A 5,133-nucleotide genomic window follows, 5' to 3' on the forward strand; every position below is an offset into this window, starting at 1 on the left:
GAGTAGCGGCACGTACTCGGGGCTTTCGGGGGCGAGGCGGGCAATTTCCTCGGCCCGCTGCACGCAGCGGCGCAGGGTGGCGTCGTCGAACTCGTTGCAGGTGGCCGTACCGCTGCGCTTGCCGAAGCGGCTTTCCACGGCCAGCGACACGGAGCTTTGCGCGCCGGCCGTGCTCACGCTGTTGCGGGCGTAGCGGATGTTGCCGGTGCTGCGCCCGTTCAGCGACACCGCGCATTCGTCGGCCGTGCTGTAGCTGAGAACTTTTTGCAGCAGCGCCTGGGCTTCGTCTTTGGAGAAAATAGCCATGATGACTTTGCAGAAATGAGGGGGTACTACACTTTGCGGGCCGTATTGATGACGTTCACGCCATTGAAGCGCGTGGTGGCCGAGCCGTGGCTCACCGACGACGACTGCATGGGCTGGCCCTTGCCGTCGAAGAAAGTGCCGAACAGGCGGTAGTCAGCGGCATCGCACGAGCCAGCGCAGGCACCCCAGAATTCCTGGGTGTTCGACTGGTAGGCCACGTCCTCTAGCGGCTCGGTGATTTTGCCCTTCTCAATCGCAAAAAACAGCTGCCCGCCAAACTGGAAGTTGAAGCGCTGCTGGTCGATGCTGAACGAGCCGGCCCCGGCAATGTAAATGCCCTTGTCCACGTTTTTAATCATGTCGTCGACGCTCATTTTGGCCGTGCCGGGGCGTAGGCTCACGTTGGGCATGCGCTGAAACTGCACGTCTTCCCAACTCTGGGCGTAGGCGCAGCCATCCGACTCCTTTTGCCCCACGATGTGCGCCTGGTCCCTGATTTTCTGGTAGTTCACCAGCTTGCCTTCCTTGATGAGGTCCCACTCGCGGGTTTTCACGCCCTCGTCGTCGTAGCCCACCGTGCCCACCGCGCCGGGCTGCAGCTTGTCGGCCACAATATTCACCGCCTTCGAGCCGTAGGGCAGGTTTTTGGCCTTCCATTCCAGCGTGGCAAACGAGGTGCCGGCGAAGTTGGCCTCGTAGCCCAGCACGCGGTCGAGTTCGGTGGGATGGCCCACGCTCTCGTGAATGGTAAGGCCCAGGTGGCCGGGGTCGAGCACGAGGTCGTATTTGCCCGGCACCACCGATTTCATGCTCAGCTTGGCCCGGGCCTGCTTGCCAGCCAGGGCGGCATCGGCCAGCAGGTCGTAGCGCAGCTTGTAGCCAATGGTGTCGGTGCCCTGCGGGCCGCGCACCTGCTCGGCGGCGCTGGGCGTGAGGTACTCGTAGCCCATGCCCACGGGCGCGCTCAGCGACTCCCGCGAGCGGAATTTGCCAGTCTTCGTGTCCACCGCCGTAGCATCGAACGTAGGCCAGAGGCGGTGAATATCCTGGTCGATGTACGAGCCGTCGGTGCTGGCAAAATACTTCTGCTCGTTCACCTGAAACAGGCTGGAGCTGATGTAGTTGGCGCCCGCGTCGAGCGCGGCGGCGTTGGCCGCCAGCAGCAAGTCCACTTTCTGCTTGATGGGCACCTCGAAGGCGCTTTGCTGGATGGGCGTTTTCCAGCTCACCTCGCCGTAGCCTTTTTGCGGAGCCAGCTGCACGGGCTCCTTCATCACCAGGCGGTTGGCTTTGGCAATGGCCACGGCCTCGCGGGCGGTGGCGGCCAGGCTGGCTTCCGTGACGACGCTCGTGGAGGCGAAGCCCCAGCAGCCCGCCACCAGCACCCGAATGCCCACGCCGTAGCTTTCGGTGCTCACAATGTTCTCCACCTGTTTCTCGCGCGTGAACACGTACTGGTTCAGCGAGCGGCCGATGCGCACGTCGGCGTAGTCGGCTCCGGCGGTTTTGGCGGCGTTCAGGGCCGCGTCGGCTAGGCGTTTTTTTATGGCCACATCCACGCCCGGCTCCAGCAGGCGGGCGGGGTCGACGGGCGTGTGGCCGAAGCCCGGCAGGCTCGGCAGAAACAGGGCCCCGGCGGCCAGCCCGGTGAGGCCCACAAAATCGCGTCTTTTCATGAGGTGAAATGGTGAACTAGTGCAATGGTGAGTGGTGGGAGAGGGGGTGAAGCTGTGAATGGACGCGCCATTGGGCGCCGTATGGGCGAGTCGAGCGTTAAACTCACTATTTCACAAGCTCACCAGCTCACCTCAAACCGCGTCCGACAAGCTGGTGAAGGTGAAGTCGCGGATTTTGAGCGGCGGCACGAGGTTGCCATTCAACCGCACCGGCTTGCCAATGGCTTCGAGGTTGTTCAGCATAATTACCGGGCTTTCATTGAAGCGGAAGTTCTTGATTGGGAACTTGATTTGGCCGTTTTCGATGTAGAACGTTCCATCGCGGGTGAGGCCCGTGAAGAGCAGCGTCTGCGGGTCGACGGGGCGGATGTACCACAGGCGCGTTACCAATATGCCTTTCGCGGTGCCCTTGATGAGGTCGGCCGTGGTTTGGGTGCCGCCTTCCATAATCCAGCCGTTGGGCCGGGGCAGGTCGGGAATGCCGGATTTCTGCGCCCAGTAGCGGCTCGAATACAGGTTCTTCACCACGCCCTTCTCAATCCAGGTGGTGCGCTGCTGCGGGCGGCCGTCGCCGCTGAAGGTCAGGTCGCTGATTTCCGGGTTCAGCGGGTCGGAGTAGATGGTCACGCGCTCATCAAAGAGCTTTTCGCCCTTACGGTTGCCGCCGCCCTTTTTGCTGAGAAAGCTGCGCCCCTCGTCGGCGCTGCGCGCGTCGAGCGAGCCCATGAGCGCGCCGAGCAGCGAAGTATCCACGTTGGATAGCAGCGCGTTGGGTTCCAGAATCACGGTGTACTTGCCTGGTTCGATGGCGCGGGCCTTTACCGAGGCGGCAGCCTTGTCGGCGGCCACTTTGGTGAAGCGGGCGGCATCCATCTTGGCGGCATCAATGTAGTCGCCCGAGGCGTAGCCCGAGCCGGTGCCGTCGGGCGTGCGCACCGTCACCGAGAAGGTCACGTTGCTCACCTGCTGGTATGCTTCCAGCCCCTTCGAGTTGCGCTTGGCCACGAAGCCATGCGAGTCATCGAGAAAGCCGGCCGAGCTCAATTTTTTCTGGTCGCAGAGCGCCATGCTGGCTCCGATTTGCGTGGCCCGGTAGTCGGGCGTGATGCCGGCCGTAGCGGCCGAGTAGGAGCGGCTGCCATCGAGGTACTGCTGCGGCCCGAGCAGCGGCATATACTCGGGGCTTTCGGGGGCGAGGCGGGCAATTTCTTCGGCCCGCTGCACGCAGCGGCGCAGGGTCGCGTCGTCGAATTCGTTGCACGTCGCCGTGCCGCTGCGGCTGCCGAAGCGGCTTTCCACGGCCAGCGACACGTTGTCGTTGGCCCCGGCCGTGCTGATGGAGTTGCGGGCCGAGCGCACGTTGCCGCCAGTGCTGCCGCTGAGGTTAGCTTCGCACTCGTCGGCGGTGCTGAAGCTGAGAACCTTTTTTAATATCGTTTGGGCTTCGTCTTTGGAGAGAATGGCCATGAGGAAGTTTGTTGAGAAGTGGGAGCAAACTCCCCTCCTTACCAAGGAGGGGACGTTTCCGCGCAGCGGAAACTGGGGTGGTTGTGGACGTCTGCGTCGTCTGTGCGTCGTTGGCTAAGCCGACTTTTGGTTCAACGCCCGCAACCACCCCCGTCCGAGCCTGCGGCTCGAACATCCCCTCCTTGGTAAGGAGGGGAGTGGCGTTCAATTAGCCAATCTTGCGTGCCGTATTAATCACGTTCACGCCGTTGAACCGCGTGGTGGCCGAGCCGTGGCTCACGGCCGAGCTCTGCGAGGGCTGACCCTTGCCGTCGTTGAAGGCACCGAAGAAGCGGAAGTCGCGCTCGTCGCAGGTGGCGGCGCAGCTGTTCCAGAATTCTTGGGTGTTGGCCTGGTAGGCCACGTCTTCCAGCATTTCAGTGATTTTGCCCTTCTCGATGGCGTAGAACACCTGCCCGCCGAACTGGAAGTTGTAGCGCTGCTGGTCGATGCTGAACGAGCCGTTGCCGGCGATGTAAATGCCCTTGTCAACTTTGCTCACCAGCTCGTCCACGCTCAAGGGCGTCTTGCCGGGCTGCAAACTCACGTTGGGCATGCGCTGGAACTGCACGTCCTGCCAGCTCTGCGAGTAGCAGCAGCCATCCGACTCCTGCTGGCCCACCACGTGCGCCTGGTCGCGGATTTTCTCATAGTCCACCAATCGGCCCTCCTTAATGAGGTCCCAGCGCTTGGTTTTCACGCCTTCGTCGTCGTAGCCCACCGCGCCCAGCGTGCCGGGCGTAACCTTATCGGCCACAATGTTCACCACTTTCGAGCCGTAGGGGATGCCCTTGGCTTTCCACTCCAACGTCGCAAAGGAGGTACCCGCGAAGTTGGCCTCGTAGCCCAGCACGCGGTCCAGCTCCAGCGGGTGGCCCACCGATTCGTGAATGGTCAGGCCCAGGTGGTGCGGGTCGAGCACGAGGTCGTACTTGCCGGCCACTACCGATTTGGCGGTCAGCTTCTGCTTCACCTGCTTGGCGGCGGCGGCCACGTCTTCCAGCATGTCATAGCTGTTTTTATAGCCAACGATGTCGGAGCCGGCCGGGCCGGCCACCTTGTCGGCGGCCTTGGGCGTGAGGTACTCATAGCCCATGCCCACGGGCGAGCTCAGCGCCTGCCGCGAGCGGAACTTGCCGGTGCCGCGGTCGATGGCCGTGACGCCGAACGAGGGGTAAATTCGGTGAATGTCCTGGTCGATGTAGGAGCCGTCGGTGCTGGCGAAATACTTCTGCTCATTCACCTGCGAGAGTATCGAGTTCACGAATGACACGCCCAAATCCAGCGCCTTAGCGTTCACGCCCAGCAGCAAATCCACCTTGTCCTTGATGGGTACCTCGAAGGCATTTTGCTGAATCGGGGCCTTCCAGCTCACCTCGCCGTAGCCCTGCTGCGGAGCCAGCTGCACCTTTTCCTTCTGCACTTTCGAGTTGGCTTTGGCAATCTGCACAGCCAGTTGGGCGGCTTTGGCAATGCCCGCGTCGGTCACGTTGTTGGTGCTGGCGAAGCCCCAAGTGCCGTTGGCAATCACCCGGATGCCGCAGCCGAAGCTTTCGGTGCTGGCAATGCCCTGCACCTGCTTCTCGCGGGTGAAAATGCTCTGGTTGAGGTAGCGGCCAATGCGCACGTCGGCGTAGCTGGCGCC

Annotated in this window: 4 protein-coding genes; all 4 read right to left on the reverse strand. The window is 62.5% G+C overall.

Annotation, left to right across the window (positions count from 1 at the left end; all coding sequences use genetic code 11):
- A partial coding sequence (locus ACYVDE_RS14025; protein WP_460502167.1) for a PmbA/TldA family metallopeptidase occupies positions 1-306 on the reverse strand: 306 nt, incomplete at its 3' end.
- A 26-nt stretch (positions 307-332) separates the two neighbouring features.
- Positions 333-1,982 (reverse strand): TldD/PmbA family protein, encoded by a 1,650-nt coding sequence (locus tag ACYVDE_RS14030; RefSeq protein ID WP_460502168.1) that lies wholly within the window; start codon positions 1,980-1,982, stop codon positions 333-335.
- 132 nt (positions 1,983-2,114) lie between these two features.
- The gene (locus ACYVDE_RS14035; protein WP_460502169.1) at positions 2,115-3,449 is read right to left on the reverse strand and encodes a TldD/PmbA family protein; all 1,335 of its coding nucleotides are present in this window, start codon (positions 3,447-3,449) and stop codon (positions 2,115-2,117) included.
- A 208-nt stretch (positions 3,450-3,657) separates the two neighbouring features.
- A partial coding sequence (locus tag ACYVDE_RS14040) for a TldD/PmbA family protein (RefSeq protein WP_460502170.1) occupies positions 3,658-5,133 on the reverse strand: 1,476 nt, incomplete at its 5' end.

The organism is Hymenobacter agri (genome assembly GCF_054778495.1).